At 63.8% G+C, this 26,696-nt stretch carries 28 protein-coding genes; 14 read left to right on the top strand and 14 right to left on the bottom strand.

The genetic code is table 11. From position 1 onward, the window contains the following. Window positions 1-303: 303 nt before the first annotated feature. Window positions 304-1,542, bottom strand: coding sequence for an MFS transporter (locus JQ631_RS07460; protein ID WP_212325134.1), 1,239 nt, complete (start codon window positions 1,540-1,542; stop codon window positions 304-306). 156 nt (window positions 1,543-1,698) lie between these two features. Here JQ631_RS07460 and JQ631_RS07455 point away from each other — a divergent pair, with 156 nt between their 5' ends. Then, window positions 1,699-2,283, top strand: coding sequence for a TetR/AcrR family transcriptional regulator (locus JQ631_RS07455; protein WP_212325132.1), 585 nt, complete (start codon window positions 1,699-1,701; stop codon window positions 2,281-2,283). Between the two features lie 196 nt (window positions 2,284-2,479). On the opposite strand, the gene JQ631_RS07450 is transcribed toward JQ631_RS07455, so the two are convergent. Next, the gene (locus tag JQ631_RS07450) at window positions 2,480-3,853 is read right to left on the bottom strand and encodes a PleD family two-component system response regulator (RefSeq protein ID WP_212325130.1); all 1,374 of its coding nucleotides are present in this window, start codon (window positions 3,851-3,853) and stop codon (window positions 2,480-2,482) included. 14 nt (window positions 3,854-3,867) lie between these two features. After that, window positions 3,868-4,233 carry a response regulator gene (locus JQ631_RS07445; protein ID WP_008566616.1) on the bottom strand — a complete coding sequence of 122 codons (366 nt, stop codon included), beginning with the start codon at window positions 4,231-4,233 and terminating at the stop codon, window positions 3,868-3,870. Between the two features lie 251 nt (window positions 4,234-4,484). Between JQ631_RS07445 and JQ631_RS07440 the strand changes: the two genes are divergently transcribed. Genes JQ631_RS07440 through JQ631_RS07430 form a run of 3 tightly spaced genes read left to right on the top strand, consistent with a single transcriptional unit; the run spans window position 4,485 to window position 6,489 of the window. Beyond that, a complete protein-coding gene (locus tag JQ631_RS07440; protein WP_212325128.1) occupies window positions 4,485-4,796 on the top strand; it encodes a DUF3572 domain-containing protein in 312 nt (103 codons plus the stop codon). Continuing rightward, entirely contained in the window at window positions 4,793-6,082 is a 1,290-nt protein-coding gene (locus JQ631_RS07435) for a DNA polymerase IV (protein ID WP_212325126.1), read from the top strand. Before JQ631_RS07440 ends, JQ631_RS07435 begins: the two co-directional genes overlap by 4 nt. Then, window positions 6,082-6,489 (top strand): ACT domain-containing protein, encoded by a 408-nt coding sequence (locus tag JQ631_RS07430; protein WP_212325125.1) that lies wholly within the window; start codon window positions 6,082-6,084, stop codon window positions 6,487-6,489. Before JQ631_RS07435 ends, JQ631_RS07430 begins: the two co-directional genes overlap by 1 nt. 180 nt (window positions 6,490-6,669) lie before the next feature. On the opposite strand, the gene JQ631_RS07425 is transcribed toward JQ631_RS07430, so the two are convergent. After that, window positions 6,670-7,071 carry a RidA family protein gene (locus tag JQ631_RS07425; protein ID WP_212325123.1) on the bottom strand — a complete coding sequence of 134 codons (402 nt, stop codon included), beginning with the start codon at window positions 7,069-7,071 and terminating at the stop codon, window positions 6,670-6,672. 71 nt (window positions 7,072-7,142) lie between these two features. Beyond that, window positions 7,143-7,988 (bottom strand): cell envelope integrity EipB family protein, encoded by an 846-nt coding sequence (locus tag JQ631_RS07420; RefSeq protein ID WP_212325122.1) that lies wholly within the window; start codon window positions 7,986-7,988, stop codon window positions 7,143-7,145. 249 nt (window positions 7,989-8,237) lie between these two features. Here JQ631_RS07420 and JQ631_RS07415 point away from each other — a divergent pair, with 249 nt between their 5' ends. The 4 genes from JQ631_RS07415 (at window position 8,238) to JQ631_RS07400 (ending at window position 11,252) form a co-directional block, all read left to right on the top strand. Continuing rightward, window positions 8,238-8,705, top strand: coding sequence for a RidA family protein (locus tag JQ631_RS07415; protein ID WP_212325121.1), 468 nt, complete (start codon window positions 8,238-8,240; stop codon window positions 8,703-8,705). Between the two features lie 10 nt (window positions 8,706-8,715). Beyond that, entirely contained in the window at window positions 8,716-9,462 is a 747-nt protein-coding gene (locus JQ631_RS07410) for a glycerophosphodiester phosphodiesterase (protein WP_212325120.1), read from the top strand. A gap of 54 nt (window positions 9,463-9,516) precedes the next feature. Next, entirely contained in the window at window positions 9,517-10,758 is a 1,242-nt protein-coding gene (locus JQ631_RS07405; protein WP_212325119.1) for a GNAT family N-acetyltransferase, read from the top strand. A gap of 65 nt (window positions 10,759-10,823) precedes the next feature. Then, window positions 10,824-11,252 (top strand): HIT domain-containing protein, encoded by a 429-nt coding sequence (locus JQ631_RS07400; protein WP_212325118.1) that lies wholly within the window; start codon window positions 10,824-10,826, stop codon window positions 11,250-11,252. A 117-nt stretch (window positions 11,253-11,369) separates the two neighbouring features. Here JQ631_RS07400 and tsaA read toward each other — a convergent pair whose 3' ends face one another. The 4 genes from tsaA to JQ631_RS07380 form a co-directional block, all read right to left on the bottom strand. Next, a complete protein-coding gene (gene tsaA / locus JQ631_RS07395; RefSeq protein ID WP_212325117.1) occupies window positions 11,370-11,861 on the bottom strand; it encodes a tRNA (N6-threonylcarbamoyladenosine(37)-N6)-methyltransferase TrmO in 492 nt (163 codons plus the stop codon). 33 nt (window positions 11,862-11,894) lie between these two features. After that, the gene (locus JQ631_RS07390) at window positions 11,895-12,245 is read right to left on the bottom strand and encodes an AzlD domain-containing protein (protein WP_212325115.1); all 351 of its coding nucleotides are present in this window, start codon (window positions 12,243-12,245) and stop codon (window positions 11,895-11,897) included. After that, the gene (locus tag JQ631_RS07385) at window positions 12,242-12,982 is read right to left on the bottom strand and encodes an AzlC family ABC transporter permease (protein WP_212325113.1); all 741 of its coding nucleotides are present in this window, start codon (window positions 12,980-12,982) and stop codon (window positions 12,242-12,244) included. The genes JQ631_RS07390 and JQ631_RS07385 overlap by 4 nt, the downstream gene beginning before the upstream one ends. Window positions 12,983-13,148: 166 nt before the next feature. After that, window positions 13,149-14,111 (bottom strand): lytic transglycosylase domain-containing protein, encoded by a 963-nt coding sequence (locus JQ631_RS07380; protein ID WP_212325111.1) that lies wholly within the window; start codon window positions 14,109-14,111, stop codon window positions 13,149-13,151. Window positions 14,112-14,193: 82 nt separating this feature from the next. On the opposite strand from JQ631_RS07380, the gene JQ631_RS07375 reads away from it, so the two are divergent. Then, window positions 14,194-14,832 carry an HAD family hydrolase gene (locus JQ631_RS07375; protein WP_212325110.1) on the top strand — a complete coding sequence of 213 codons (639 nt, stop codon included), beginning with the start codon at window positions 14,194-14,196 and terminating at the stop codon, window positions 14,830-14,832. Here the strand turns inward: JQ631_RS07375 and JQ631_RS07370 are convergent. Both JQ631_RS07370 and JQ631_RS07365 read right to left on the bottom strand, forming a co-directional pair. Then, on the bottom strand, window positions 14,829-15,860 hold the full coding sequence (locus JQ631_RS07370; RefSeq protein WP_212325109.1) for a phenylacetaldoxime dehydratase family protein: 1,032 nt from the start codon (window positions 15,858-15,860) through the stop codon (window positions 14,829-14,831). The genes JQ631_RS07375 and JQ631_RS07370 overlap by 4 nt on opposite strands. A gap of 27 nt (window positions 15,861-15,887) precedes the next feature. Further along, window positions 15,888-16,904: a carbon-nitrogen hydrolase family protein gene (locus JQ631_RS07365; RefSeq protein ID WP_212325108.1), complete on the bottom strand. Its 1,017-nt coding sequence runs from the start codon at window positions 16,902-16,904 to the stop codon at window positions 15,888-15,890. Between the two features lie 194 nt (window positions 16,905-17,098). Between JQ631_RS07365 and JQ631_RS07360 the strand changes: the two genes are divergently transcribed. The 4 genes from JQ631_RS07360 (at window position 17,099) to JQ631_RS07345 (ending at window position 21,133) form a co-directional block, all read left to right on the top strand. Then, window positions 17,099-18,055, top strand: coding sequence for an AraC-like ligand-binding domain-containing protein (locus JQ631_RS07360; RefSeq protein ID WP_212325107.1), 957 nt, complete (start codon window positions 17,099-17,101; stop codon window positions 18,053-18,055). 50 nt (window positions 18,056-18,105) lie between these two features. Further along, complete coding sequence (locus JQ631_RS07355) at window positions 18,106-18,390, top strand: hypothetical protein (protein WP_249160187.1); 285 nt, start codon at window positions 18,106-18,108, stop codon at window positions 18,388-18,390. 114 nt (window positions 18,391-18,504) lie between these two features. Further along, window positions 18,505-19,530: an aldo/keto reductase gene (locus tag JQ631_RS07350; RefSeq protein ID WP_212325106.1), complete on the top strand. Its 1,026-nt coding sequence runs from the start codon at window positions 18,505-18,507 to the stop codon at window positions 19,528-19,530. 181 nt (window positions 19,531-19,711) lie between these two features. Then, window positions 19,712-21,133 (top strand): MFS transporter, encoded by a 1,422-nt coding sequence (locus tag JQ631_RS07345; protein ID WP_212325104.1) that lies wholly within the window; start codon window positions 19,712-19,714, stop codon window positions 21,131-21,133. Between the two features lie 75 nt (window positions 21,134-21,208). Here the strand turns inward: JQ631_RS07345 and clpA are convergent, their stop codons facing one another. Together clpA and clpS are read right to left on the bottom strand one after the other, a co-directional pair. Then, complete coding sequence (gene clpA / locus JQ631_RS07340; RefSeq protein ID WP_212325102.1) at window positions 21,209-23,620, bottom strand: ATP-dependent Clp protease ATP-binding subunit ClpA; 2,412 nt, start codon at window positions 23,618-23,620, stop codon at window positions 21,209-21,211. Between the two features lie 293 nt (window positions 23,621-23,913). Further along, on the bottom strand, window positions 23,914-24,246 hold the full coding sequence (gene clpS / locus JQ631_RS07335) for an ATP-dependent Clp protease adapter ClpS (protein ID WP_212328524.1): 333 nt from the start codon (window positions 24,244-24,246) through the stop codon (window positions 23,914-23,916). A 477-nt stretch (window positions 24,247-24,723) separates the two neighbouring features. Between clpS and JQ631_RS07330 the strand changes: the two genes are divergently transcribed. Beyond that, window positions 24,724-26,079: a TadE/TadG family type IV pilus assembly protein gene (locus tag JQ631_RS07330; RefSeq protein ID WP_212325100.1), complete on the top strand. Its 1,356-nt coding sequence runs from the start codon at window positions 24,724-24,726 to the stop codon at window positions 26,077-26,079. Window positions 26,080-26,152: 73 nt separating this feature from the next. Here the strand turns inward: JQ631_RS07330 and JQ631_RS07325 are convergent, their stop codons facing one another. Next, window positions 26,153-26,491 (bottom strand): phasin family protein, encoded by a 339-nt coding sequence (locus tag JQ631_RS07325; RefSeq protein ID WP_092236046.1) that lies wholly within the window; start codon window positions 26,489-26,491, stop codon window positions 26,153-26,155. Window positions 26,492-26,696: the final 205 nt, after the last annotated feature.

Here is a 26,696-nt window from a genome sequence, read left to right as displayed (position 1 = left end):
ACCCAGATCAACTGGAACGGCACGACATTGCGAAAGCGGCTCCCTTGAAAGCAGGCCGCCAACCTGGGCGCGTACCGTGTCAATAAACAAACAAAAGAAGGGAGCCGGCGGCCACGGTGAAAACGCCCGCCGCAACGGCAACCGCGTGCCAGTAGCTCGTTGCCCATCGCTGGACCTTAGTCCGCATACGACAGCGCAACTATGCAGATTGTGCCAGATTTTCCCGTACGGAGAAAGCGTCGGAAACGCAGCACTCCGCGTCAGGACGAGGGCTACGCCTCATCGTTGCCTCGGCATGCCCGCCTACGCCGTCCGCAACACCGGCGCCGGCGGCTGCGACGGCCGGATCAACGCGAACGCAACCTGGATGATGCCGCCGGCAAGGCCCAGTGCCACACCGATGCGCCAGGCCATGCTGTAGGAGCCGAGCGCGTCGTAGATCACCCCTCCTCCGTACGCGCCGAGGAAGCTGCCGAGCTGGTGGCTCATGAAGGCGAGGCCCTGGATCATGGCCTGCCAGCGCAGGCCGAACATCTCGGCGACGGCACCTGCGACCAGCGGGCCGACGCCCATCCAGAGGAAGCCCATGATGGCGCCGAACAGCAGCGTCGATGCCGGCGTCGCCGGCAGCATGAAGTACCAGGCGAGCGCGATCGAACGGACGATGTAGATGCCGCCCAGCAGCGCGAGCTTGTTCCAGCGCTGGCCGGCCCAGCCGAAGAACAGCGAGCCCAGCACGTTGAAGCCGCCGATCATGCCGAGCGTCTGCGCGCTCAGCATCGGATCGAGGCCGCAGATCGCCAGATACGACGGCAGATGCGTGGTGAGGAAGACGAGCTGCATGCCGCAGACGAGATAGGCGCAGGTCATCACCACGAAAGAGGCGTTGCCGAACGCCGCCTTGGCAACAGACGTCGCACTGGCATCGCCGATGTCATCAGGTGTCGGCTTCGGCAGCGGAATCTTGTCGACGCTGCCGGCGTACAAGGCGGCCGGGATCATCAGCACCGACATCACAACGAAGCCGGCAAGACCGATGCGCCAGCCGAAACCCTCGTTGAGCATCTGGCCGATCGGCGCCGACAGCAGCGCGCCGAGCGAACCAGCGCCGGAGACAAGGCCGAGCACGGTGGAGCGGACCGTTGCCGGCACCGCGCGCGTGGCCACCGACATCGCGATCGCGTTTGCGGTGCAGGCGAGCGAGGTGCCGATCAGCACGCCCGCGCCGATCATGATGCTGACGAGCCCGCTCGCGGTCGCCATCAAGGCGAGGCCTGCGATGTACATCAGCGCGCCCGCGACCATGATGGGACGAAAGCCGAAGCGCACGGTCATCGCGCCCGCCAGCGGCTGGAGAAAGCCCCAGGCGAGGTTCTGCACGGCAAGCGCCAGCGTGAAGTCCGACACCGAGAGGTGAATGTCATGCGTCAGCGGCTGCATGAAGATGCCGAGCGACTGCCGCAGCCCCATGCTCAGCGTCAGCATGATCGAGGCGCCGATCAGGATCGGCAATGTCGGACGCAGGACCTGCAACAGGGGCATTTTTCTTCTCCCTTGTGGGCGCGGCACACGCGCCGGCATCTGCAATTCGTTCGGATTTTGGTTACACAGACCTGTGTAATTAGTCTATAGGTAACGAGCGCTGTCAAGGCGCATGTTACACAGGTCTGTGTTATGCCGTCCGCCGAAAAATCCGACATGAAGGAACGGATCCTCGAGACCGCCGACAAGCTGTTCTATCTGCAGGGCATTCGCGCCATCGGCGTCGACACCATTGCAGCCGAGATCGGCATCTCAAAGCGAACGCTCTACAACCACTTTCCCTCCAAGGACGCGCTGATCGCGGCCTATCTGGAGCGCCGCTTCGTTCACGCCCGCCCCTCCGACAAACCGCCGGCCGAGCAGATTCTCGGCACCTTCGATTCGCTGGAGCGGCGTTTTGCGGCGAAGGATTTTCGCGGCTGCCCGTTCGTGAATGCGGTCGCCGAGCTCGGCCCCTCCGACCGCGCCGTGAAAAAGATCGCGGTCGCGTTCAAGGAAAGCCGCCGCGTCTGGTTTCGTGAACGGCTGACCGAGCTGGGTGTTGCGGGCGCGGACGCGCTCGCAACGCAGCTGGTGCTGCTGGTCGACGGCTCGATCGCGCAGGACCTCGTCCGTGATGACCCCGCGATGGCGCGCGCCGCCAAGGAAGCGGCGAAGGTGCTGCTGCGGAATGCGGGAGTGGATGTGGGGGATGATGCGAAGCCGGCGCTTGTGAAGGGCAAGCGCTCGCCACAATCATAACTGTCGTCCCGGCGAAGGCCGGGACCCATACGCCGCAGCAACAGTTTTGCGAAGACTAGGAGTTACCAGTTCGCTCCATAACCCCTCCCTGGGGTTATGGGTCCCGGCCTCCGCCGGGACGACACTGAACATGAGGCGCTGTCACTCACCAACAGCCAACAAGCGATGGCGCCATCGTGCTGCTACCGCAGCCGCCTCACGCCGCCTGCGACACCACGCGATTGCGTCCGTCGTGCTTGGCGCGGTAGAGCGCCGTGTCGGCGCGCTTGAGGACGTCGGCCACCGCCTCGCCCTTCTGCTCGAGCGTGGTGAGCCCGATGGAGATCGTGACCTCGATGCGCTTGGTGCCCTTGTGGACGGCGAACGGCTCGCCCGCGATCGAGCGGCGCAGCCGCTCGGCGACCATGCCGGCAACGTGCAGATCCGTCTCCGGCATCACGATGACGAACTCCTCGCCGCCGTAGCGGCAGGCCAGATCGATGCCGCGAATCGACTTGCGTACGCGCACCGCAAATTCGCGCAGCACGTCGTCACCGGCGTCGTGGCCGTAATTGTCGTTGATCGACTTGAAATAGTCGATGTCGAGGATCATCAGCGCCAGCGGCTTGCCGCGGGTGGAGGCCTGCTCGGCGAGCGTTGCCAGATGGCTCTCCATGTAGCGGCGATTGTGCAGCCCGGTGAGTGCGTCGGTGATCGCCATCTCGATCGAATTCTGCACGTTGTCGCGCAGATGGTCGGTGTAGCGGCGGCGGCGGATTTGCGTGCGGGCGCGCGCCAGCAGCTCGGTCTTGTCGATCGGACGGAGCAGATAGTCGTTGACGCCGATCTCGAGGCCGCGGAGCAGCCGCGTCGAGTTTTCCGCTTCCGCGATCGCGAGGATCGGCACGTGGCGCGTGCGCTCCAGCGAGCGGGCCTGGCTGCACAGCCGCAGCCCGTCGAAATTGTTCAGATCGAGCGAGACGATCAGGAGATCGTAATTGCCTTCGGCCGCGTGGAACAGCGCTTCGGTCGGATTGGGCTCGACGTCGATGGTGTGCTCGGCAGCGAGGATGGTCGCCAGCCGTTCATAGGACGACTGCCGGTCGTCGACCAGCAGGATGCGGCCGCCCTTGCCGGCATCGGCGATGGCGGTGCGCTCGGGCGCCTGCATTCCGATCTCGAGCGAGGTGATGGCGCGCATGCGCAGCTCATCGGTCATCATCTTGAGCCGGGTCAGCGAGCGCACGCGCGCGATCAGCACGACGTCGGACACGGGCTTGGTCAGGAAATCGTCGGCGCCGGCTTCGAGGCCGCGGTTGCGATCGGAGGGGCTGTCGAGCGCGGTGACCATCACGACGGGAATGTGGTGCGTGGCCGGATCGGTCTTCAGCCGGCGGCAGACTTCGAAGCCGTCCATGTCGGGCATCATCACGTCGAGCAGGATGATGTCGCATTCGGCGCGGCGGGCCAGCGCCAGAGCCTCGGTGCCGTTCGAGGCGGTCATCACGTCGAAATATTCGGCGGAGAGACGGGCCTCTAGCAGTTTGACGTTGGCAGGGACGTCATCGACGACAAGGATACGCGCGGACACTTTGAACTCACTTCCTATCCGATAAAACGCCGGACCGTCTCAATGAATTTGCCGACCGAGATCGGCTTGGACAAATAGGCTTCGCAACCGCCCTCGCGGATGCGCTCTTCGTCGCCCTTCATCGCGAACGCCGTGACCGCGACGACGGGAATGGCGCGCAGCTCCGGATCGTCCTTGATCCAGCGCGTCACCTCCAGCCCCGAGACCTGCGGCAACTGGATATCCATCAGCACCAGGTCGGGCCGCATCTTGCGAACGAGGTCGAGCGCCTCGTAGCCATTGCTGGTGCCGGAAGTCTGGTAGCCGTGCGCCTCCAACAGGTCGCGGAAGAGCTTCATGTTAAGCTCGTTGTCTTCCACGATCAGGACGGTCTTAGCCATCCCGCCCTCCTGTTTGGTCCCAAAGACCGATGCATGTGACAACTCAGGCGCCGCTTTCCGGCGCTTCGAAAACTGGATTCAAACTAGCTTCAGATTCGCTTGAGTTTCGTTAAACCCGAGGGGCCACTTTCTGCGATGTGGTTTCCAGTTGCTTGTCGGAGGCCGCGAGACTCACGTCCGAGACTCAGTCTCAAGACTCGGGCATAGTCCAAAGTAGACACCGAAAGTTAACGGAAAGGCAAACCGGGCCCGTGAAAAAGCCTGTTCACAACCCTCGCGAAGTCGCTGAAATCGTTGCGATTCAGGCATTGTCCTTCGTGGCTGGCGAGCCTGAACGGCTGGGCCTGTTTCTCGCCGAGACAGGAGTCGGCCCGGGGTCGCTCCGGACCGCCGCCTCGGACCCGAATTTCCTGCTCAGCGTGCTCGATTTCGTGCTGCGCGATGACGACACCGTGAAGGCCTTTGCCAAGGCCACGGAACTGCATCCGACCAACGTTGCCGCAGCGCGGCAGGTGCTGGGCGATGCGCTTGGCGACCGGACCTGGGAGCGCGACGTGCCGTGAGCGTCCCCGACCCGGCCGGGCCCCGCTGCTTTTGCCGGGATTGTCTGGCCGATGTGGATATGGGCGTGCGGCGCTGTTCCGCCTGCGGTTCCCCTCGCCTCGTCCGCCACCGCGCGCTCTCCGCACTGACCATCGCCCATATCGACTGCGACGCGTTCTATGCGACGGTCGAGAAGCGCGACAATCCTGATATCGCCGACAAGCCCGTCATCATCGGCGGGGGAAAACGCGGCGTCGTGTCGGCCGCCTGCTACATCGCGCGGACCTATGGCGTGCGCTCGGCGATGCCGATGTTCAAGGCACTCGAAGCCTGCCCGCATGCGACGGTGATCCCGCCCGACATGGCGAAGTATGTCCGGGTCGGTCGCGAGGTGCGGCAGGCCATGCAGGCGCTGACGCCGCTGGTCGAGCCGCTCTCGATCGACGAGGCCTTTCTCGATCTCTCCGGCACCGAGCGCGTGCACGGCATGATCCCGGCAAAGGTGCTGGCGCGCTTTGCTCGCGAGGTCGAGCGCGACGTCGGCATCTCGGTCTCGGTCGGCCTCTCCTGCAACAAGTTTCTGGCCAAGATCGCCTCCGATCTCGACAAGCCGCGCGGCTTTGCCGCGCTCGATCAGGAGGAAGCGCGCATGATGCTCGCCGAGAAGCCGGTCGGCTTCATCTTTGGCGTCGGGCCGGCAACGCAGGAACGGCTGATTCAGCGCGGCTTCCGTATCATCGCCGACCTGCAAAAGGCCGACGAGATCGAGATGATGCGGCAATTTCCGAGCGACGGCCGACGGCTGTGGCGGCTCGCCCGTGGCATCGACGACCGCCGCGTCGAGGCCGATCGCGGGGCCAAGACGATCTCGAGTGAAACCACCTTCGAGACCGACATCCGCGATTTCGCCTCGCTGGAGAAGATCCTGTGGCGGCTTTGCGAGAAGACGTCGTCGCGGCTCAAGAGCGGCGAACTTGCCGGCTCGACCGTCACGCTGAAGCTGAAGACCGCCGACTTCCGCCAGCGCACCCGCTCGCAGTCGATCGCGGCGCCGACGCAGCTTGCCGCAAAGATCTTCTCGATCTGCCGCGAGATGCTGGCGAAAGAGATCGACGGTACCGCCTTCCGCCTGATGGGCGCCGGCGTCAGCGCGCTACGCGACGGCTCTCCCGCCGACGACACCGACATGCTCGACCGCCGCGCCGCGCATGCCGAGCGCGCGGTCGACAGCCTGCGCAAGAAATTCGGCAATGCCGCCGTCATTCGCGGTATCGCCTATGACGGACCGGAGAAGGCGCAGGAGTAATGACCGCCGAAGGCGATCCCGCCGTGCTGCTGAGACACATGAAGCCGGAGATGCAGCCAGGCATCTTCGTCTTCTGCACGATCGCGGCGAGCGAGAGCATTCCCGCAGCACTCCATCCGCTGCTGACGTTTCGCGAGCAGGAGGGGACCACGTTGGTCGTATTGCGCGAGGACGCCGAAGCGACAGGACTACGTTGCGCATTCCCGTCGCGCCTGATCACGCTGACGGTTCACTCGGCGCTCGATGCCGTAGGTTTCCTGGCAGCCATCACCGCACGTCTCGCCGCAGCCGGGATCAGCGTGAACGCCGTGTCGGCCTTTCATCACGATCATCTCTTCGTGCCAGCGGAGCGCGCCGACGAGGCGATGGCCATTCTGCAAGCGATATCCAAAACGAACGCCTTGTAGCCGAAGCGCAAGCCGGAAAACCTGTCTTTTCGAAAAATGCCAGCATGGCATCATGCCACTGTTTTGCCCGACGCGTCAAATTGAATTCGCTAAAGGCGAAATCCGCGCCGGACTGCGCTTCTACTGTGCATGGGGTTGTTTTTCACTTTTTGCGGGATGACGGGCCGGCGCGGTCCGTCCTCAATCCGCAACCGCGATCGCCTCGATCTCGATCAGCCATTCCGGCGCGGCAAGCGCGGACACGCCGACGAGGGTGGAGGCCGGCGGCTCCATGCCTTCGAAGAACACCGAGCGGGCCTTGCCGATGATCGGGCGCAGCTCCGGCTTGTAGCCGACGACGAAGGTCGTGATCTTGACGATGTTGGCGTAGCCCGCACCGGCCGCCTTCAGCGCGTGGCCGAGATTCTGCATCACCTGCGTGGTCTGCGCCGCGAGATCGCCCTCGCCGACGATCCGTCCCTCCTCGTCCACCGACACCTGGCCGGAGATGTAGATCGTGCGCGCGCCGGAGGCGGTGACGACATGCGAATAAGCGGGATTGTGATGCAGTCCGCTGGGGCGGAGATGATCGAGCTTGGGCATGGGCTGTCTCCCGACATTTGTTATTGGAAGGGAGCGTAGCGAAAGACGGTGCCGAGGACCAGCCTCGCCGTTCAATTGCAGGGCTTGCTGTCCTTGACGTCGAACTTGCCCATCGCGCCCGAGATCACAAAATCGTTGTAATCGAGCACGAGCTGGCGGGAGACGCCATTTTCATAAAGCTCGAACGACATCGCATACACAGGCGTCTGCTCGCCTTCCTTCTGCTTAACGTCGCGGTCGAAATAGCTCACGGTCACGGGCCAGCGCGTTAGCGTTTTCATGTGCTCGTCCGCTGTCGCCGGATCGGGCGAAGCCGTGCGATCGGCGGGGATCGGCTGACCGATCACGGTCAGCGTGTTGTAGACTTTCTGACCATCGTCGGAGCCGTCATAGACGGACAGCTCGAGGAGCGATTTGCCTTCCTTGGCGGCTGCAATGATGCGCTGGATCTGCTCGGTCGGAAACACGATCTTGCCGTCGAGAGTGAAATTCTTCGGCGCCGGCAGCTTCAGCTTGACGTTGATGTGGTCGCCGTCGCGCACCGCCGAGCCGTCGACGAGGCCGGACGCGGTCTCGTTCATCCGCGTCTCGATCTTGAAGCGATAGCTTTTTCCCGCGGCATCCTCCCAGGAATTGGAGCGGAGGTCGCTGAGGGTGACCTTACCCTCGCCGCTGTCGAGCTCGGAGACCTGGCGGAATTCGGACGTATAGCCTTCGCAGGAGCTTCCTGTGAAATTGTAGAGGATGCGGCCGCGCGCGCTGTTGATCGAGCTGGAGCGCGATTTGACGAGGCTGAGGTCATACAGCGCCTGATGCGCGAGGAATGGACCGCTGGCCGCGTGGACCCCGCCACCGGGGCCGAAAGTGGCCGCCGCGAGCGCCATCACACCGAGGGAGGTCCGGAAAAGGTGCACCATATCTGTTCCTTGAGGATGCTTCCCTGGGGAAAGCGCAGATTCGACATTTTACTGACCGTTCCGTTGCGCCGCAACTGAGGCCGTTTCACGTAAAGTTGCGGCATGCGCTTTGAACCGCCTGCCCTCCCTCAACAAATTGCAGCCCTGCCGGTTGCTTGCATGTGGCGGCCCAATGGGCGAAACAGGGCGCCGCCCAGTGTCCTCCGGGACGCGCTCGGGCGGATGAATTTCTGGACAACGAGGTCGAACATGGCGGGCACGGTCGAGCAGAAACTGGCGGAACAGGGCATCAAGCTGCACGAAGCCCCCACCCCCGTCGCCAACTACGTGCCGTTCGTGCGCACCGGCAATCTCCTGTTCATCTCGGGTCAGGTCTGCTTCGATCCCGCCGGCAAGCTGATCGCCAAGGGCAAGCTCGGCGCCGGCGTCTCGCTCGAAGACGGCGCGGCGGCCGCGCGCGGCTGTGCCGTCAACCTGCTCGCGCAAGTCAAGGCAGCGCTTGGCGACCTCGACAAGGTCGTGCGCGTGGTTCGTCTCGGCGGCTTCATCAATTCGGCACCGGACTTCCTGGACGGGCCGAAGGTTCTCAACGGCGCGTCCGACCTGATGGTCGCGGCCTTCGGTGACAAGGGCCGCCACGCCCGCACCACCGTCGGCGTCGCCTCGCTGCCCGCGGATGCGGCGGTCGAGGTCGAAGGCGTGTTCGAGGTCGCCTGAGGTCAGCATCGTGCGTGCTCCGGATTGGCTGACAGCGCGGCCGGTCGCCCATCGCGGCCTGCATGACATTTCGCGTGGCGTCGTGGAAAACATGCCGGGCGCGGTGCAGGCGGCGGTTGCGGGAAATTTTGCGATCGAGGTCGATATCCAGCTCTCGGCTGACGGCGAGGCCATGGTCCATCATGACCATGCGCTTGGCCGCCTCACCGAGGCCACCGGACCGCTGGTCGCGAAGACCGCGGCGGAGCTGAGAGCCATCACGTTCAAGGACACGCCCGAGCGGATGATGTCGCTCAGCGACCTCTGCACCATGGTGGCCGGCCGCGTGCCGCTGGTGATCGAGGTGAAAAGCCATTTCGACGGCGACCGCAAGCTCGTGAAGCGGATGGCCGAGGTGCTGGCGTCCTATCAGGGGCAGGCGGTCGGCATGTCGTTCGATCCCGACCAGGTACTGGCGCTACGGGAGCTGCTGCCCTCCCGCCCGCGCGGCATCGTCGCGCAGCGGAGCTATGAGGACGAATACTGGGCCTACCTGACCCAGGAGCAGCGCGACAGCATGCTGTACCTGCGCCACGGCTTCCAAACCCAACCGCATTTCGTCGCCTTCAAAGTCGACCACCTGCCGGCGCCCGCCCCTTGGATCGCGCGCAACGTCTTGGGCTGCGCCCTGCTCGGTTGGACCGTCCGTACGCCCGAGCAGCGGACGCGGATCGGGCAGTATGCCGACCAGATGATCTTTGAGGGCTTCGTCCCGTAAGCTTGATGGTCCCGACCCTTGAAGTCGCTGCTGCAATGCACGATCTTGGGCGCAATGGCATCATCCGACATCACGCTGGAGGCGGTACCGTCCATTGGCGAAGTCTCGCCGGAAGATTGGGACGCCTGCGCCAATCCTGGCAAGGTCTGCAATGGGCACGGACTGGGAACCTCATCCGGGCTCCCAGGCGATTCGCTCGGCCTGTTAAAGCCCGCCTATAACCCGTTCGTCTCGCACGCCTTTCTTTCGGCTGCCGAGAAATCGGGTTCGGCCACGATCCGCACCGGCTGGGGACCGCGCCACCTCGTCGCCAAGATCGGTGATCGCGTCGCCGGAGTCGTGCCCTGCTATCTGAAATCGCACAGCCAGGGCGAATACGTCTTCGACCGCGGATGGGCGGATGCCTATGAGCGCGCCGGCGGCCGCTATTATCCCAAGCTTCAGGTCTCTGTTCCCTTTACGCCGGCGACGGGGCCGCGGCTGCTGGTTCGTGACGGCGTCGACCACGCGCGTATCACCGAGGCCCTGGCGAGCGGGCTGGTGGCGCTGTGCGGCGTCAGCAAGGCTTCCTCTGTGCATGTCACCTTCGCCCGTGAGGCGGAGTGGAAGCTGCTCGCCCAGCACGGCTTCCTGCAGCGCACCGACCAGCAGTTCCATTGGCGGAATGAGGGTTTTGCCAGCTTCGACGATTTCCTGGCAACGCTGAACTCACGCCACCGCAAGTCGATCAAGCGCGAACGGCGCGATGCATTGGCTAACGGCGTCACCATCCACTGGCTCACGGGCAAGGACATCACCGAAGACGCGTGGGACGCCTTCTTCGAATTCTACATGGAGACCGGCTCGCGCAAATGGGGCCGGCCGTATCTCACGCGCGAATTTTTCTCGCTGATCGGCGAGACCATGAGCGAGGACGTGCTGCTGGTGATGGCCCGCCGCAACAACCGCTGGATCGCGGGCGCCATCAATTTCATCGGCTCGGACACGCTGTTCGGCCGCAACTGGGGCGCGGTCGAGCATCATCCGTTCCTGCATTTCGAGGTCTGCTATTACCAGGCGATCGATTTCGCGATCAAACGCGGTCTCACCCATGTCGAGGCCGGTGCGCAGGGCGAGCACAAGATCGCGCGCGGCTACCTGCCGCGGACCACCCACTCCGCGCATTTCATCGCCGATCCCGGCCTGCGCCGCGCCATCGATGATTACCTCAAGCGCGAGCGCACTTATGTTGCCGAAGCCGGTCGGGAACTGGCCGAGCTCGGCCCGTTCCGGAAAGGCATCGACGAGGCGCCTTGACGGTTTGCCGTCGCTGGTGACAGTAGACGCAAAACTCTAGGTGCTAAGCTCTTGGGAGCCCCGTGATGACCGCCTACGACACCAACAACATCTTCGCAAAGATCCTGCGCGGCGAACTGCCCTGTCACAAGATCTACGAAGATGAGCATGTCTTCGCCTTTCTCGACATCATGCCGCGCGTGCCCGGTCATACGCTGGTGATCCCGAAGGCCCCTGCCCGCAACATCCTCGACATCAAGCCCGACGACTACGCCCACGTCGCCCGCGGTGCGCACAAGATCGCGGCCGCCGCAATGAAGGCGTTCAAGGCCGATGGCATCACCGTGCAGCAGTTCAATGAGCCCGCCGGCGGCCAGGTGGTGTTTCATCTCCACACGCACGTGTTGCCTCGCCACGATGGCGTGGCGATGCTGCCGCCCGCGAGCCGCAAGGAAGACGTCAAGGTGCTCGAAGAGAATGCGACCAAGCTGATCGCGGCGCTGAAGGCAGGCTAGATCTCTCCACTCGTCATTGCGAGCGGAGCGAAGCAATCCAGACTGCTTCCGTAGCGACAGTCTGGTTTGCTTCGTCGCAAGAGCCCCTCGCAATGACGGGGTTAGAGCGGACGCTCCTCATTCCGTCTGAAAGTCCCCAGCCTGCGGCGCAGCCAGCGGCGTGAACTCACAGCGATCCGGCTTGATGTCGATCAGGGGCGTATTGTCGAGGCAGTCGAGGCCCCGCACCAGGATTGTGTTGCCCTCGATGCCGACGAGCTTGACGATCGAAGTGCCGATCGGATTGGGCCGGACCGGCGAGCGCAGCGAAAACGTGCCGCGGGTTTTCTCGTTGTTCTTCGGGCTTTGCAGGACGATGTCGCGGCGCGACCTGTCGAGCCAGTAGAGCACTTCGAGATTGCTGTAGAAATCGACGCCCTTGATGGCCGGCGCGAAGGCCTCGAAGATCTCGAGCCGGCAGACCGGACCGTCGGCACGGCCCTGCCGCGGCGTCTCCAGGCGCGACGTCCAGGGCGTGCGGATGCGGCCGATGAAGACGAGGCCGGCATCCTTCGTCGACGGCAGCTCGATGGCGACCTCGCCCTCGCGGAGCTCGTTTTCGCGAACCATATTTCTGAGTTCCTTGACTGTTCGGAGGCGGTTTTAGCCCAACCACCACGTACCGGCCAGCATGAAGACTTCGCCGGCGACAACGCCCGCGAAGATCGAGCGACGGGTCAGCAGGAACACGACAAGGCCGGCGGCCACCGCGCCATAACGCAGGCCATCCGGCACACCGGCGAGCGCGCCGGGCGGCTCGACGAGGATCTGGGCGATGACGCCGGCCAGGATCGCGGTCGCGACCGCCCTCACCCAGACCAGCAGCTCGGAGCCCTCGTCGATGCCACCGCCGAACCACAGGCCGAGCATGCGCCATACCTGGTTGGGAATGACGCCGGCGACGAACAGCACGACGAGTGCGTGCCAGTCGCCGATCAGTTGCGCAGCGCTCATGCGCGCACCTCCCGCCACCAATGCACGCCATAGGCAATGGTGCCGGCCGCTGCGCCGCTGACGAGAATGTCGAGACCGGTGTTCATCCTCGCGGCCAGAGGATAGAGCAAAATCCCGAGCGCAAGTGCGACCACGTCTGCGGCCTCGCGGCTGTTGCGCGCGGTCGAGAACAGAAAGGACAGCGGCGTGAGCAGCAGGATCGCGGCGCCAAATGTCTGCGTCAGGTTGGCAGCGAGGAAATAGCCGACCGTGTTGGCTGTGAGACACACCGAGACCAAGCCAAAGCCGAGACCGTTGACGAAGGCGATCCGCCGCTCGCGCGGCACAAGCGGCAGGAAGCGATGGCATTCGACCCACAGCGTCACCGCCGTGAGATGGGCTGCGAAGAACAGTTCGCGCCGCTTGGTTGTTGGTGTGCGCATCAGCGGCAGCACCGAGACCACCATTGGAAACAGCCTGACAGCACTGACGGTGACCGCGATCGCCGACTGGATGATGGTCGCGCCTGCGCCGAGCGTCGTGATCAAAATGATCTGCGCCGGTCCGGCCCACACGAACAGCGTCGAAGCGAGCGCCCAGACCAGGCTGAAATGGCTGTCATGGGCGAGCGCGCCGATGCCGAGATAGGTCGCAAAAAGAACGAGCGTGAGGATCGTCTGCGTGATCGAGCGCAGCCCCCAGGCAAAGGCGCGCCACGGACTTTGCCATTGAGGTGAATCGAGCGGAGGGAGCGCCACGAGAGCTTGGCCGGCGGTGAGGAATCTTGCCTGCATAACGGGCAATGTGGACGGCCCCGTCAAGGAAGCTCGCGGCGGGGCTGGCATGCACTCGATACCCTGGCCGGTCCGGGCGCCCCTAAGCGGCGCGCCCGGGAATGACAGCGTGTGTGAGCAGCGCGCCGCCCTACCCGCGGACGCCCCGGTTCTTCAGCACAAAGCAGGCGCCCCCCGCCTTCCGGATACGGTTGCAGAGATCGTCAGCCTCATTTCGCGTATCTGCGCCGATGCGCACCTGGTAGAAGGCGTGCGAACCGCGACTGCGCACCACCGAGCTCAACAGGCTGGGATCGCGCTCGCCGATCACGGCGCTGAGCCGCGTCACGGCGCGTGAGTACATTGCCAGCGCCTTGTTGCGGTCGAAGCCGGCGGCGAGCTGAACACCCCAGATCTTCGCGGCGGCAAACTCGACATGCTGCTCGAGTTCGGCGACGAACGGGTTCGGCGCGCGCTTCAGCAGCGCCATCAGGTCACGGCAACTTGTCGGCGGTGAACTCGGCGGCCCCTTGCCGGTGCTGCCGGCCTTGGCCCATGCATCGATCGTCGCGCCGGTGATGACGTAGACGTAGTTGCGCGTTTGCTCCGGCATGCCACCAGTGCCGGCGAGCCATTCCTGCACCCGCCGGGGACCGGCATTGTAGGCGGCCGCGGCGAGGCCGAGATTGCCGAACTGGTTGCGAAGCTCGTTCAAGAACTCGGCCGATTTCGGCAGCGCCTGGACCGGATTGAATGGATTGAGCAGCCCCCGCTCGCTTGCAGTGCCCGGCATGAACTGCGCGATCCCCTGCGCGTGCTCGCCGCTGCGCGTCGTCGGACCCACCGCATCGGCCTGGAAACGACTCTCCTGCCAGATGACGCGGGCGAAAAATTCCAGTGGCAGATTGGCATCGCGCGCCGCGGCCTCAACGATCAGGCAGATCGACTCCCGTGTGTCGCTCTCGCGCACAGGTTCGCCGGCCGCCGGCTTTGCCGGCGCCTCGGGCCCAAGTTGCGTAGGAGGGACCGGAGCATCCTCGGCAAGCACCGGCGTGAAAACGAACGCCGCCGCAAGCACCCACCAGATCAGCCTCTGAGCCCGGACGAACGCCATGTCGCTCCCAATATCGGCCCTTGATCTCGGGCCCCAAGGCAACTAGCAACGGCCGAATTTAGCAACGCTGAGCCCGGCCGAAATGCGGACAATCTATTTTGATCTCGACGGCACGCTGACCGATCCAAAGCCGGGGATCACCGGTTCGATCCAGTATGCCCTGAAAAAACTTGGCAAGTCGGTCCCAAGCCAGGATGAATTGACCTGGTGCATCGGGCCGCCCCTGCATGCGAGCCTGAAGGCGCTGACCGGAACCGACGCATTGGCCGACCAGGCGCTCCTGCTCTACCGCGACCGGTTTTCCGAGGTTGGGCTGTTCGAGAACTCACCCTATCCGGGCATCCACGACACGCTCGCGGCGATCGCCGCTAGCGGCGCGCGACTCTTCGTCGCGACCAGCAAGCCGGCAGTCTACGCCAGCCGTATCGTCGATCATTTCGGCCTGAAGCCGTATTTCGAGCGCGTGTTCGGCTCCGAGCTCGACGGCACCCGCGTCGACAAGCGCGACCTGCTGCGCTACGCGCTTGCCGAGGCCGAAGTCGATCCGCGGCAAGCGATCATGATCGGCGACCGCAGCCACGACGTGGTCGGCGCCCGGACCAACGGCATGACGGCCATCGGCGTGCTCTATGGCTATGGCAGCGAGGCCGAGCTCAGGGACGCCGGCGCGCATCACATCTGCGCCGCGCACCCGGATGTGCTTGGTCACTGCCTCGCCTAGGCGCCGACGGTCTCCACCGCCGCCAGCATACCGGTCCCGGAGTGGCAGTTCAGATATTCGAAGAACTGTTCATCGGCGGCCGCCACCGTAACCTCGTGATAGAGCCGCAGCTTCGCTGACGGCCCCAGCGTCGAGAGATATTTCATCGCTGCGCCGAAGATCTTGACGTGGGTCGGATGCGATTCAGCCCAGCGCTCCAGCGCGGCCAAACTCCTCCACCAGCTCTGCCCGTAGGATTTTTCGCTCGCCTTGCCGTCAGCCGAGAGCACTTGCATGTAGCGGTTGGCATAGCAACCGATCGCAAGGCCGTCGTCGCGCAAGAAATCCATGCCCTCGCGCAGCACCGGCTCGACGTCGTCGAGATAGAGCTTTCGCTCGGACGTCTCAGTATCACTCCAATCCTGGCCGGAACGGATCAGGCAAAGATTGTCGTGCGCCTTCACGCGCAGCCGTGCACCGTCACGGATCAGCTCGGGGTTGCCAGCCGGCGACATCGGGTCGGTCTGCGACAGCGGAATGCGATCGCGCATCCCTCCCCAATAGGCATGCTCCTGCACCTCGCCGCTCATGCCCTCTGCAATCACAGCGACACCTTCGGGTCTACCGAGCGAAGAGAACAGCGTCTCGTGCCGCGCCACGGTGGGACGCAGCACCTCGATGAAAGTGCCGATGCCGTCACGCTGCTTGCCGGTCCACGCCTCCCTTGCCGGCGCAAACCAGGCGTCGAAGCGCGCGATGTCGTCCCAATAGGCCACCGAGACGATGTTCGTGTGGCCGGCCTGATCGACATAATGCGCACGGTCCCAGTGCATGGGACCGCCCTCGCCAGCGAACAAATCCGCGATTTCAGCGAGCGCTTGTGTCGGAGCCGCCGCACGATGCTGAACGCCGAAATAAGCCATCACCACACGATTGACCGCGGGCTTATAGCGCGCCACGAACGACGGATATGGCGGCTGGTAATCGTCCGGCACGCGCTTATGGCGCGTGCGCTGAGTTTCAAGTTGCAGGGGAATTGCGGATTCCATGATCATGTCCTCCCTTGATCCCGGCGATCAGCTTGCAGCAGCGTTGATGTCCGTAGGCTCAATGGTATCCACCGGCAGCGCGAACTGCTCGACGCGCTTGTACGGCTTCTTGTTGAGCAGCAACCGCGTGACGTCGGGCCGCGAATAATGCCCGGCGGGATCTGCGGCGTTCTTGGCGACGCCGATAGCGCCGAGGTCGATCTCGGCGATCAGCAGCCCCTCCTGATCCGGCGCAAGCTTGTCACCAATCTGGCTGCCGTCGGGCCCGTAGATGGCGGCAAAGCCACCGCCCACGTGCAGCAGCGCATTCTTGTCCGGCCGGTCGCAGAGCTCATCGATCATCGCCTGCGACACCGTCGCGCAAGGCGCAAGCACGAAGCAGGAGCCTTCGACTGCATAGACGCGCGAGGCGGCGTTGTTGACCTCGGCGCCGAGTGCCGGCGCAAAGGGATCGTACAGCGAGAAGCTTGGCCATGCGGCGATGTGAACCTGCTCGTTCTGGGCGTACATCGCATATTTCGACAGCGGCTGAAGATGCTCCCAACAGCACAGCGCGCCGATGCGGCCGATGTCGGGGCGTGCGTGGACCGCAAGATCACTGCCGTCGCCCTCGCCATAGACTGTGCGCTCGGCATGGGTCGGCCGCAGCTTGCGGCGCCTGGCGATGGTCTCGCCGTCGGGCCCGATCAGCCATTGCGCCAGATAAAGGCTGCCGCCATCGCGCTCGGACAGACCGAACACGGCGGTGAGCTTGGCCTTCCGGACGGCGTCGCGCAGTCGCTCGGCCTGCGGGCTGTCGTAGGACAACGAATTGTCGAAATAGCGCTGCACGAAACCGCGGCCGATCGCCCAGGCCGGCGAGTCCATCCAGATATGCCAGGGGTAGCCCGGGATAAAAGCCTCCGGGAATGCAATCAGCTTGGCGCCCTTCTCGGCGGCCTCCCTGATCAGGGCGATCGATTTGTCGATCGAGGCGTCGAGATCGAGCCAGGCGGGCGCCGCCTGCACCACCGCGACCTTGTATTTCGGATGTTCAATGCCCATTGCCGCCTCCATTGCCGGTTGATCCAAGACCACGTCCGATGCAGTCTATTGGGCCAAGCCGGGCGGTCGCGCGCTCGACCACGGCGGAACAAAAAGTCGACTGGAAGGAATCGCGCCCGGTACGGAACTTGCCTGCAATCAGGCCGGATCTGCGCCACCAAGCGCTTTGCTTGACGTGAGAGGGAGGCCTGCCGATGACAATCCAGTTCACGACAGACGGCAGCCCCGGCTACCGGCGGCTTGCCCTCTGGCAGGACATCGTCTGCGACGTCTTCGTCGGGCTTGACTGCAAGTCCGACCTCGGCAGCGCTTTTCACGGCTCGGTCACGCAAGTCGGGCTCGGCAAGGCCGTTTGCTCCGAGGTCTGTTCCGACCGTCAGCATGTTTTCCGCACGCCCTCGCGTATCGCGCGCTCGGATCAGGATTACGTTCTGGTCGCTCTCGGCAATCGTGGCGATGGCGGCGTGGTACAGGACGGCCGCGAGACCGTGATCCATCCCGGCGAGTTCGCGCTTTACGACACCACGCGTCCCTATGAGCTGAAGTTCAGGGACACCTTCGCCCAGACCATCTTCAAGGTACCCCGCGAGATGTTGCAGCGCCGGCTCGGCGGCACCGAGACGCTGACGGCGATCACGTTTGGGGCCGATGCGCCGCTCGAACGGCTCGCCTATGATTTCATCTTCAGGCTTTGCCAGAGCGCGGACCGGCTCGCGCCCAATAGCGCCGCCACCCTTTCCGAGCAGGCCGTCGACTTGCTCGCGATGGCGCTGAGCGAACGGCTCGGCGGAGCGTCGCTGCCATCCTCGACCCATCGCTCCGCCCTGCTCTACCGGCTCAAGGCGCATATCCGCGCGCGCCTCGCCGATCCCGAACTCTCGCTGGCCGAGACCGCCGCCGCGCTCGGCATCTCCTCGCGCTACATCAACGATCTCCTCGCCGACGAGGACACCTCGTTCCAGCGCCATGTGCTCGCCGAGCGTCTCGCGCAATGCAAACGCGACCTCGCCTCGCCCGTGCTCGCCCATCGCCACATCAGCGAGATCGCGTTTGCCTGGGGCTTTAACGACGTGTCGCATTTCGGCCGGGCCTTCCGCGACCATTTCGGGATGTCGCCACGCGACTTCAGGCAGAGCCAACTACGGCACTGACATCCATTCCACTCAGCTATCACTCCAAGCCTTCGCGCCAGGCGAAGGCCATGCTCGCCAATTCCAGATTGTCACGTTGTGCGACCTGCATCAGGCTGGCGCGCATGAGGACTCACGCGACGATATCGGGCTCGGAGCTGGTGCTGAGTGTGATCGCAATCCGGCTCGCGGTGCTGGTCCTGGTGGGCTGGGGCTTGACGCTCCTGCCGCAGCACGCCCACGAACCCGCCTGCGTTCCTTGGTCCGCGGTGAGGAGCGAAGCGCAACCTGCTGTGACAGCGATCGGTGCGCCCGTCGCGGATGCGGTCTTCGATGACATGCGATTGCACGACTAGGCCATTCCCGAGCAAGGCCGGTATGTCGGTGCGCGATAGGACAACGCGGCTGCTTGCACTACGATCTTCCTCCAAGGCCGCGTCAATCAATCAGCGGTCGCGAGGAGCAGTTCGATGGAATACCGACGCTTGGGCCGATCCGGCCTCATGGTGCCCGCTTTGAGCCTTGGCACGGGCACGTTCGGCGGCGTCGGCCGCCTCGCGGCATGGGGGACGACCGATGCCACGGAAGCACGGCGCCTTCTGGACATTTGTCTCGAGGCCGGCGTGTCGATGTTCGACACCGCCAACGTCTATTCGCTCGGCGAGTCCGAACGCGTCCTCGGCGAAGCCATCAAGGGCCGCCGCGACAAGGTGCTGGTCTCGACCAAGGCCACCTTCCGCTTCGGCGACGGCCCCAACGACATCGGCTCGTCGCGGCAGCATTTGCTCGCAGCGATCGACAGTTCGCTGAGCCGCCTCGGCACCGACTATATCGACCTTTTCCAGCTCCATGGCTTTGACGCCATGACGCCGCCGGAAGAAGTGCTCAGCACCCTCGATGTGCTCGTGCGTGCCGGCAAGATCCGTTATGTCGGCGTCTCGAATTTCTCGGGCTGGCACCTGATGAAGTCGCTCGGCGTTGCCGACAAGCACGGCTTCCCGCGCTATGTCGCCAACCAAACCTATTACTCGCTGGTCGGACGCGACTATGAGTGGGAGCTGATGCCGCTTGGCCTCGATCAGGGGCTCGGCGCCGTGGTCTGGTCGCCGCTCGGATGGGGTCGCCTGACCGGAAAGATTCGCCGCGGCCAGCCCAAGCCGGAAGTGAGCCGCCTGCCCAAGACTGCCGATTTCGGGCCGCCCGTGCCCGACGAACACGTCTATCGCGTCGTCGATGCCATCGACGAGGTGGCCAAGGAGACCGGCAAGAGCGTCTCGCAGATCGCGCTGAACTGGCTGCTCCAGCGTCCGACCGTTTCGACGCTGATCATCGGGGCGCGCAACGAAGTGCAGCTGCGCGAAAATCTCGGCGCGGTTGGATGGTCCCTGACCAAGGACCATATCGACAAGCTCGATGCCGCGAGCAAGGTGACGCTGCCCTATCCGTACTGGCACCAGCGCGGGACCTTCTCCGACCGCAATCCGCCGCCCGTGTAAAGAGCGGACCTTCAACGCGGCCCGGCTTGGATCACATCAAGCCGAGCCGTGCGACTTATGTCCGCGGCGCCGGGAGACCTGCTTCCGACACAGGAACTGCCCGCGTCCTGCCGGGTTGCGATGGACGGTACAATTTCCTAATCCGGGGATCATCACGGCTCGAATCAAGCACGCCTACACCATGTCGTCTGTCCCGATCGAGCATGCCGACGGACTGCCGCAGCCGCAGCGCAACCTTGCGGTTCTGACCATTGCGCTCGGCATCATCATGGCCGTCGTCGACAGCGCCATCGCCAACGTCGCGCTGCCGACCATCGCGGCTGACCTGAACGCGAGCCCGGCCTTCTCGATCTGGATCGTCAACGGCTATCAGCTCGCCATCACGATCTCGCTGTTGCCGCTGGCGTCGCTCGGCGAGATCGTCGGATATCGCCGCGTCTATCTGGTCGGCCTCGTACTGTTCACGCTCGCATCCGCATTCTGCGCGCTGGCGCATACGCTGCCGCTGCTGACGATCGCGCGGATCATCCAGGGCTTCGGCGCGGCTGGCATCATGAGCGTCAACTCGGCGCTGGTCCGCTTCACCTATCCGCGCAGCCTGCTCGGCCGCGGCATCGGGCTCAACGCCCTCGTCGTCGCCTTTTCCGCTGCGGTAGGACCGACGCTCGCCGCCGGCATCCTGGCGTTTGGGAGCTGGCCCTGGCTCTTCGCCATCAACGTCCCGCTCGGCGCAATTACCCTCGTCCTCGGCCTGCGCAGTCTGCCGCATACGATTCAGGCGAGCCATTCCTTCGACTGGCAAAGCGCGGGGCTCTCGGCGATCACCTTCGGCGTCGGTATCGCTGCAATCGACAGCGTCGGTCACGGCGAGGCGACAATGACCTGCCTCATCCAGTTCGCCGTCGCGATCGCCGCTGGCGCGTTGCTGATTTATCGCGAAACCCACATGAAGTCGCCGCTGCTGCCAGTCGACCTGTTGCGCATCCCGGTGTTCGGACTGTCGATCGCGACCTCGATCGCCTCGTTCTGCGGGCAGATGCTGGCCTTCGTTGCGATCCCCTTCTACCTGCAGAGCCGCTTCGGCTATTCGGCCGTGCATATGGGCCTCCTGATCACCCCATGGCCGATCGCAGTGGCGTTCGCAGCCCCCCTGGCAGGTCGCCTGGTCGAGCATTATCCGGCCGGCCTGCTCGGCGGTATCGGGCTGACGCTGTTCGCCTGTGGCCTTGCCTCGCTCGCTTTCCTGCCCTCGAACCCCACGCCGCTCGACATCGTCTGGCGGATGGCGCTGGCGGGTGTCGGCTTCGGCCTGTTCCAGACCCCCAACAACCGCACCATGATCGCGGCCGCACCGCGCGAGCGCGCCGGCGGTGCCAGCGGCATGCTGGGCACGGCGCGCCTGCTCGGCCAGACCACGGGGGCTGCGCTGGTCGCGCTGTTCCTCGGACGCTATCCGATTGAGGGAACGCGGATCGCGCTTCTCACCGGCGTCGGATTTGCCCTCTGCGGCGCCATGCTGAGCATGCTGCGACTGTCCCCCGCGGGCGCGCGTGGCGCCGAACAGGTCCGTGTGCAGGACGACCAGCGCCTGCGCGGCGAATAACGTCAGACAATTTGCGATGCGGGCCAACAAAAAGGCCGGCTTTTCAGCCGGCCTTTTCGATTCATGACGCGGCGATCAAGCCTTGACCAGCGGGCCCTTCGAGGTCGGCCCCTTGGAGCCGCCGGGACCGCCCGGCTTGTTGGGCTTGCCCGGCGGGCGCTTGCGGGTGCCGGGCAGCTTTTCCTGCTTCGGCGTGACCGGGCCCTCGACGAACTCGAAACCGATCTTGTCCTTGGTCTCATCTGCCTCGTCCTTGACCAGGACGACGCGGACATGACCGCCACCCTTGAGCTTGCCGAACAGCACCTCGTCAGCCAGTGGCTTCTTGATGTGCTCCTGGATCACACGGGCCATCGGCCGCGCGCCCATCTGTTCGTCATAACCGTGCTGGACCAGCCAGGTCTTGGCGGGCTCGGACAGCTCGATGGTGACGTCGCGGTCGCCGAGCTGCGCCTCGAGCTGAAGCACGAACTTCTCGACCACTGTGCCGATCACCTCGACGCTGAGATGGCCGAACGAGACGATGGCATCGAGACGGTTGCGGAATTCCGGAGCGAACTGCCGGTTGATCGCCTCGTGATCGTCGCCTTCCCGCTTGGAACGCGTGAAGCCGAACGCCTGCTTGGCGAGATCCGAAGCGCCCGCATTCGTGGTCATGATCAGGATCACGTTGCGGAAGTTGACCTGCTTGCCGTTGTGGTCGGTGAGCCGGCCGTGGTCCATGATCTGGAGCAGCACGTTGTAGAGGTCAGGATGGGCCTTCTCGATTTCGTCGAGCAGCACCACGCAATGCGGATGCTGGTCGACACCGTCGGTGAGCAGGCCACCCTGGTCGAAGCCGACATAGCCGGGCGGCGCGCCGATCAGGCGCGACACGGTGTGCCGCTCCATGTATTCGGACATGTCGAAGCGCAGCAGCTCGACGCCGAGCGACGCCGCGAGCTGCTTTGCAACTTCGGTCTTGCCGACACCGGTCGGACCCGAGAACAGATAGCAGCCGATCGGCTTCTCCGGTTCGCGCAGGCCTGCACGGGCGAGCTTGATCGAAGCGGCAAGCGACTCGATCGCCTTGTCCTGGCCGAACACTGTGCGCTTCAGGGTCTGCTCGAGATGCTTGAGCACCTCGGCATCGTCCTTCGACACGCTCTTCGGCGGGATCCGCGCCATCGAGGCGATCGTGGTCTCGATCTCCTTGATGCCGATCGTCTTCTTGCGCTTGTTCTCGGCGACCAGCATCTGCGCTGCGCCGGACTCGTCGATCACGTCGATCGCCTTGTCGGGCAGCTTGCGGTCGTGGATGTAGCGCGACGAGAGCTGCACCGCAGCCTCGATCGCCTCATTGGTGTACTTCAGCCGGTGGTAGTCCTCGAAGTAGGGCTTGAGGCCCTTGAGGATCGCGATCGCGTCCTCGACGGTCGGCTCGTTGATGTCGATCTTCTGGAAGCGCCGCACCAGCGCACGGTCCTTCTCGAAGTGCTGGCGGTATTCCTTGTAGGTGGTCGAGCCCATGCAGCGGATCGTGCCCGAGGCGAGCGCCGGCTTGAGCAGGTTCGAGGCATCCATCGCCCCGCCCGACGTCGCGCCCGCGCCTATCACGGTGTGGATCTCGTCGATGAACAGGATGGCATTGGGATGCGCCTCGAGCTCCTTCAGCACCTGCTTCAGGCGCTCCTCGAAGTCGCCGCGATAGCGCGTGCCCGCGAGCAGCGTGCCCATGTCGAGGGAGAACACGGTCGCAGCCGCCAGAACTTCCGGCACCTCGCTGTCGACGATGCGCTTGGCCAGGCCCTCTGCGATCGCGGTCTTGCCGACGCCGGCTTCGCCCACGAACAGCGGATTGTTCTTCTGGCGGCGGCACAGCACCTGGATCGCGCGGTTGATCTCGGAATTGCGTCCGATCACCGGATCGATCTTGCCGTCGCGCGCCTTCTTGTTGAGGTTGACGCAATAGGTCTCGAGCGCCTCGCCCTTCTTCTTGGCGTCCTCGTTACCCTTGGCCTCGGTCTCCTCGTCGACGCCGCGCACCGGCCGCGCCTCGGAGACGCCCGGTCGCTTGGCGATGCCGTGGCTGATGTAGTTGACGGCGTCGTAGCGCGTCATGTCCTGCTCTTGCAGGAAGTAGGCGGCATGGCTCTCGCGTTCGGCGAAAATCGCGATCAGTACGTTCGCACCGGTCACCTCTTCCCGACCGGAGGACTGCACGTGAATCACTGCGCGCTGGATCACGCGCTGGAAACCGGCGGTCGGCTTGGCGTCGTCGGCGCCATCCGTCACCAGGTTTTCGAATTCGGTTTCAAGATAGTTGACAAGGCTCGTGCGGAGCTTGTCGAGATCGACGCTACAGGCACGCATAACGGCTGCTGCGTCGGAGTCATCGATCAAGGAAAGCAGGAGATGCTCGAGCGTCGCGTATTGGTGATGACGCTCGTTGGCGATCGCCAGCGCACGATGCAGGGATTGTTCAAGGCTTTGAGAAAAAGTCGGCATTCGCGTCCTCTATGGCCCCCACCATCATGATCGCCATCGCCCGGTCAGGCAACAACAACCTTTGTCACATATAGTTATACAAGACCGCGGCAAAAGACCGGTTCCGCGACTCGATGGGCAATACGCGCCCATCGCACTCTCGATGCAAAACCCGTTCCGATTTGGGCAAAACTACCCATTTGGGCAGGATTGACGTCAACACTGATTTTCGCCGGAGCATGCAGCGATATAGCGCTGACATCACACATCGCGCGAACAGAACGACTCTAAAGAACTCGGGATTCGAACGCGCCCTACTTCTTTTCCATCACACATTGTAACGGGTGCTGATGCTTGCGGGCGAAATCCATCACCTGCGTCACTTTGGTCTCGGCAATCTCGTAGGTGAACACGCCGCACTCGCCAATACCGTGATGGTGGACATGCAGCATGATCTTGGTCGCTGCTTCGACGTCCTTCTGGAAGAACTTCTCCAGCACATGGACGACGAATTCCATCGGCGTGTAGTCGTCGTTCAGGATCAGCACACGGTAGAGGTTCGGCCGCTTGGTTTTCGGTTTGACCTTGGTGATGACAGACGTGTTCGGACCCGCCGGGCTTCCGGAACGGTTCTCGTCATTGCTCATCCGGGGAGCGTTGGCGGTGGCGGACAGGTCGAGTCTGGAAGTCAGTTGCGGCATGGCTCAGGCGTTCAAATTCCCCACGGAAGCGTATGACGGTCCACCACGCGGCCCCAATCCCGGGACCTCGCACTGGCGCACCGCCTTGTTGGATCGCCGCTTCCCACCGGTCCGGTCAAACCCGGATCGACTGCATGGAATATGGGCCCGCCCCAGGCCCGCCGCAAGCTTGCAACGGTCCAGCCGATGCGGCCGCGGCGGTCCCGATTCCCGGTCCGGGCGATCCTGGACAAGGTTAATCAATCCGGGCCGATTTGACAAAATTTCCCATCAACCTGTTCAGAACGTGTTGACCAGGAACCTGACTTGGACACAGCCGCGTCGGTTTGCCCCGGGATTCCTCCGTTTTTGTAGGGTCCAATTTACCCGCCGTTGAAGGATGTGGCGTGAAATCCGGCAAAACCACAGATCCCGGGGATCGCCATGTCTTGCCTACCCGTTGTCAATCGAATTGGACGACAACTCGCCCGTTTCGCCCGGGCCGAGCAAGGCAATATTGCCGTGATCTTCGCCATCGCCCTCGTCCCGATCCTGAGCTTCGTCGGTGCGGCGGTGGATTACAGCCGTGCCGTCCAGGCGCGCTCCTCAATGCAGGCCGCCCTCGACTCCGCAGCGCTGATGCTGTCGAAGGACCTGTCCTCCGGCGCCATCACCACGTCGCAGCTCAGCACGAAGGCAACCGCCTATTTCAATGGGCTGTTCACCGACACCAGCGCACTGCCGAACGTGACGGTCACCGCGAGCTACACGGCGAGCACGTCAATGGGCTCGACCATCCAGCTCACCGGTGACGGCAACTTCACAACCACTTTCATGAAAATCGCCGGCTTCCCGACGCTCGACGTCAACACGACGTCGACCAGCGCCTGGGGTCTCGTGCGCATGCGCGTGGCCATGGTGCTCGACGTCACGGGATCGATGGCCGACGACGGCAAGATGCCGGCGATGCAGACCGCCGCCAAGAACCTCGTCGATCAACTGAGCGCGCTCGCCAAGAACGACGGCGACGTCTACATCTCGATCGTCCCCTTCTCCAAGGACGTCAACGCCGGAAGTACCAACTACAGCAAGTATTGGATCGACTGGGCCGACTGGGATGCTGTGAACGGCTCATGCAGCAACACCAGCTATTCCAAGCAGTCGAGCTGTGTGAACGCTGGCAAGACGTGGACACCCAAGAACCACAACACCTGGAACGGCTGCGCAACGGACCGCGACCAGGACTACGACACCAAGAACACGACCCCCACGGCCAGCAATTCGTCGACGCTGTTCCCGGCCGAACAATACTCGTACTGCAATTCCGCCAGTTCGGCCTACATCCAACCGATCATGCCGCTGAGCTACGACTGGGCGTCTCTGAAGACACTCATCGGCAAGTTGACCCCGACGGGCAACACCAACCAGAGCATCGGCCTCGCATGGGGCTGGCAGACGCTGTCGACTGGCGATCCCATGAACGCGCCGGCCAAGGATACCAACTACACCAACAAAGACGCGATCGTGTTGCTGTCCGACGGTCTGAACACGCAGAACCGCTGGTACACCAGCGCCTCCCAGATCGACGCGCGGCAGAAGAAGCTGTGTGACAACGCAAAGGCAGCCAACATCACGATCTATACGGTGCAGGTGAACACGGGCAGCGACCCGACGTCGACCGTGCTGCAATATTGCGCGAGCGGTACCGACAAGTTCTATCTGGTAACGTCAGCAAGCCAGACCGTGTCGGTGTTCAAGGACATCGGAACGTCGCTGTCGAAGCTGCGCGTGGCACGCTAACGACGCCATCCCAACAAACAAAAAAAAGCCCGGCTGGTTCAGCCGGGCTTTTCGATTCCAGGAGCCTAGAGAATTACTGGGCCGCCGGGGTGAACTTCGACACGACCGTCTCGACCGGCTTGAACGCCTGCTTGGCGAGGTCGCTGTAGAGACCGGCGATCTTCTGCGATTCCGCAACGAAGGTCTCGTAGGCGGACCGTGCGAAATCGGTCTGAGCTTCCACCGCCTTGTCCAGCGACTTCACGCCGGACAGCTTCTCGACGAAGGACTTGGTGTCTTCAAAGGACTTCTTGGTGTAGTCGCCATAAGCGCTGGCGATCGCCTGGAGGCCGTGCTGCACCGAGGTCGCGGAAGCAACGCACGTCTCGAAATGCTCTTTCCCGTAGTTCTGGAAGTCTTCAACCTTGAACATCTTGGAATCCTTTTCCCTGGCTCTTGTCCGGAAGCCCCGGCTCCCTGACTCTGCCCAAGAATAGTGCAATGCACAAAAAAGTCAAGAATCTTGTGCGACGCACAAAAATAGATGCATGTTGCGGAGATTCCCGGGGTTTCCCGCAAGGGTTCCTTAAGCTTTTGGAAACCGCAGCGCCCTACCCTGATTCCCTGGACGTGTTCAC

Source organism: Bradyrhizobium manausense, assembly GCF_018131105.1.
Lineage (GTDB): Bacteria > Pseudomonadota > Alphaproteobacteria > Rhizobiales > Xanthobacteraceae > Bradyrhizobium > Bradyrhizobium manausense_B.
This window is presented reverse-complemented; position numbering and strand designations above follow the sequence as displayed.

Coding starts and splice junctions, on each gene's coding strand:
- JQ631_RS07460 (WP_212325134.1), bottom strand. CDS start 1,542: ATGCCCCTGTTGCAGGTCCTGCGTCCGACATTGCCGATCCTGATCGGC.
- JQ631_RS07455 (WP_212325132.1), top strand. CDS start 1,699: ATGAAGGAACGGATCCTCGAGACCGCCGACAAGCTGTTCTATCTGCAG.
- JQ631_RS07445 (WP_008566616.1), bottom strand. CDS start 4,233: ATGGCTAAGACCGTCCTGATCGTGGAAGACAACGAGCTTAACATGAAG.
- JQ631_RS07430 (WP_212325125.1), top strand. CDS start 6,082: ATGACCGCCGAAGGCGATCCCGCCGTGCTGCTGAGACACATGAAGCCG.
- JQ631_RS07425 (WP_212325123.1), bottom strand. CDS start 7,071: ATGCCCAAGCTCGATCATCTCCGCCCCAGCGGACTGCATCACAATCCC.
- JQ631_RS07420 (WP_212325122.1), bottom strand. CDS start 7,988: ATGGTGCACCTTTTCCGGACCTCCCTCGGTGTGATGGCGCTCGCGGCG.
- JQ631_RS07415 (WP_212325121.1), top strand. CDS start 8,238: ATGGCGGGCACGGTCGAGCAGAAACTGGCGGAACAGGGCATCAAGCTG.
- JQ631_RS07405 (WP_212325119.1), top strand. CDS start 9,517: ATGGCATCATCCGACATCACGCTGGAGGCGGTACCGTCCATTGGCGAA.
- JQ631_RS07400 (WP_212325118.1), top strand. CDS start 10,824: ATGACCGCCTACGACACCAACAACATCTTCGCAAAGATCCTGCGCGGC.
- tsaA (WP_212325117.1), bottom strand. CDS start 11,861: ATGGTTCGCGAAAACGAGCTCCGCGAGGGCGAGGTCGCCATCGAGCTG.
- JQ631_RS07390 (WP_212325115.1), bottom strand. CDS start 12,245: ATGAGCGCTGCGCAACTGATCGGCGACTGGCACGCACTCGTCGTGCTG.
- JQ631_RS07380 (WP_212325111.1), bottom strand. CDS start 14,111: ATGGCGTTCGTCCGGGCTCAGAGGCTGATCTGGTGGGTGCTTGCGGCG.
- JQ631_RS07375 (WP_212325110.1), top strand. CDS start 14,194: ATGCGGACAATCTATTTTGATCTCGACGGCACGCTGACCGATCCAAAG.
- JQ631_RS07370 (WP_212325109.1), bottom strand. CDS start 15,860: ATGGAATCCGCAATTCCCCTGCAACTTGAAACTCAGCGCACGCGCCAT.
- JQ631_RS07365 (WP_212325108.1), bottom strand. CDS start 16,904: ATGGGCATTGAACATCCGAAATACAAGGTCGCGGTGGTGCAGGCGGCG.
- JQ631_RS07360 (WP_212325107.1), top strand. CDS start 17,099: ATGACAATCCAGTTCACGACAGACGGCAGCCCCGGCTACCGGCGGCTT.
- JQ631_RS07355 (WP_249160187.1), top strand. CDS start 18,106: ATGCTCGCCAATTCCAGATTGTCACGTTGTGCGACCTGCATCAGGCTG.
- JQ631_RS07350 (WP_212325106.1), top strand. CDS start 18,505: ATGGAATACCGACGCTTGGGCCGATCCGGCCTCATGGTGCCCGCTTTG.
- JQ631_RS07345 (WP_212325104.1), top strand. CDS start 19,712: ATGTCGTCTGTCCCGATCGAGCATGCCGACGGACTGCCGCAGCCGCAG.
- clpA (WP_212325102.1), bottom strand. CDS start 23,620: ATGCCGACTTTTTCTCAAAGCCTTGAACAATCCCTGCATCGTGCGCTG.
- clpS (WP_212328524.1), bottom strand. CDS start 24,246: ATGAGCAATGACGAGAACCGTTCCGGAAGCCCGGCGGGTCCGAACACG.
- JQ631_RS07330 (WP_212325100.1), top strand. CDS start 24,724: ATGTCTTGCCTACCCGTTGTCAATCGAATTGGACGACAACTCGCCCGT.
- JQ631_RS07325 (WP_092236046.1), bottom strand. CDS start 26,491: ATGTTCAAGGTTGAAGACTTCCAGAACTACGGGAAAGAGCATTTCGAG.